Source organism: Streptomyces sp. NPDC058650 (genome assembly GCF_042717315.1).
GTDB lineage: Bacteria > Actinomycetota > Actinomycetes > Streptomycetales > Streptomycetaceae > Streptomyces.
In genome coordinates this window covers 1-1952 of the sequence record NZ_JBHXRL010000043.1, presented here as the reverse complement: position 1 = coordinate 1952, position 1952 = coordinate 1, and the positions used below count along the sequence as shown (strand labels likewise).

Annotated in this window: 2 protein-coding genes; both read right to left on the bottom strand. The window is 37.5% G+C overall.

The genetic code is table 11. The annotated features are described in order from the left end of the window. Nucleotides 1-73: 73 nt before the first annotated feature. Entirely contained in the window at nt 74-247 is a 174-nt protein-coding gene (locus ACFWWU_RS37060; RefSeq protein WP_375839303.1) for a hypothetical protein, read from the bottom strand. 684 nt (nt 248-931) lie between these two features. Then, nucleotides 932-1840, bottom strand: coding sequence for a hypothetical protein (locus ACFWWU_RS37055; protein ID WP_375839305.1), 909 nt, complete (start codon nt 1838-1840; stop codon nt 932-934). Nucleotides 1841-1952: the final 112 nt, after the last annotated feature.

The window sequence follows — 1952 nt, the reverse complement described above, 5'->3', positions numbered from 1 at the left end:
TTCCTGTAATGTTTAATTAAAATCAAGTTAATAATAAAGAACCCCAAATCCGAAGTCAGTTTTTCAACAAAAATTAGCGTCCTTTTCCCAAATAGTCCCTATACAATTCCTTAATAGCAAACTCAATTACAGCATCTTTTGAAACTCTTCCAAATTCATTGTGTTTTGTAAAATGTTCGGCTAATAACTCTAGCTTTTTAAATGTTTCAACAGTAATTCGAGGTCCAATTTGTTTTTTCTCTTCCATCCAAACACACTCCTAACAAGTTGTTAACATAATTCTAACATTGGAAATAATAGAATTCAAGAACAGAAAAAAGAAGCACACTCGGAATGATATTTCGTTTCCTTTTGATTCCGAGCCTCCACCCCTTACAATCCCCAAAGGCAACCGACAAGGGAAAATTCGTCCCTTATCGGCACCTCCGGAAATTGTACAGCAAGGGGTCACTCCCAATAAAAAGACTACGACATATAAAACAGGTTTAGCTTCAGAGAAAAAGAGCATAAGGAAACTCGGTGCCACCCTAAAAAAAAGGGTGTCAAACAGGCTGTGCCTGTTGAGTTTCTATGCTCTTAGAACAGGTGCCGTTTTTGAAGCCAAAGATATAGCATAGATACCCCATAGATATAGCAGGGATATACCAAAATATCTCTAGAGATACGGGTATCTATGCTATATCTCTCTACAAGATTCCTCCACACGCTTGACGGAAATGCTTCAGCATTTTAGCACTCACTCGACAGAGTGTATAAGTGCGCCATTCGGAATTTCAAAGCTTCAAATTTCACAGAGAGTGCCCATTTATACACACCCCCTAAATCGTGGTGTGACAATGGGTTCTCGCCGGCTCGAAATCGGTTTGTCATTCTGACAAATAACCCTTCGGGAAATAAAAAAAACGGCTCCATAAAGAGGAACCGTTTTGCTTCAAAAATCACGTTTTGTGTTATACTGGAGAAACGAAATTGTGTTTTCAAAATTGTCATTTTCGACATGATAACTTTTCTCGTAGTGTGGTTTTGCCGAACCCACTACTTTTTTTATGTCTCCGAACTTCATTTCTTCCCGTTCCGGCTTAACAATCCCTTTTGATTTTCGATACATATTCATTCCGGAAGGATACATGTGCAGCCGTCCGCCTTTTAAAAATTTCTTTTCCCGACCTTCTACGATCTTTGTTTGCACCTCACAGCCCTCTGAAGCCACTTTTAAGGCTGTTTCCCTGTCTTGGACATCTTCTAGGTCTATATCAGTCAAATAAGCGCTCAAATAGGCTCCTATGTTGTCTATATCCTTTAATGACTTGATTGTTACAAATCCTAAACCCCATAGACTCCTTAATTCAGCATTTTTAATATAAATCTTATCCAAATCATTAAAGCGCATTAAAACATGACAATGCCAGGCTCCACGTCCTTGTGGCTCTACCACCGATAAATAATCTATCGAACTTTCTTTCTTGTATTTATAACGCAACCTGTCGATAAAATTTTGAAAATCACTATAAAGTTTTTTCGTGTCCGTCATATTTTTCTTGTATGTCAAAGTTATATGTAATTCATTTGGCCGTCCTATAAAATTGTTATTTATCAAATAACGCAGCTTCTTAAAGGTTTGTCTCAAAGAATTATAATTTTCCTGCCGATTTTCCGAATGCTCGAACTCCCGGATCTCCCCAGTAGAGAGGTCTACAAACCTATCCTTGTCCAATTTTTTGATATTATTTTTCCGGTTCATCTTCTCCATATGCTGAACTTCAATGACGTGATTCATAGTGGTCACTTTTACAACATCATTTGGAGCTATGAAAACCGCGTCACCATTGCGTTTATCCATCCATTTCCCCTCAATTTTTCCTGTAATGTTTAATTAAAATCAAGTTAATAATAAAGAACCCCAAATCCGAAGTCAGTTTTTCAACAAAAATTAGCGTCCTTTTCCCAAATAG

Coding starts and splice junctions, on each gene's coding strand:
- ACFWWU_RS37060 (WP_375839303.1), bottom strand. CDS start 247: ATGGAAGAGAAAAAACAAATTGGACCTCGAATTACTGTTGAAACATTT.
- ACFWWU_RS37055 (WP_375839305.1), bottom strand. CDS start 1,840: ATGGATAAACGCAATGGTGACGCGGTTTTCATAGCTCCAAATGATGTT.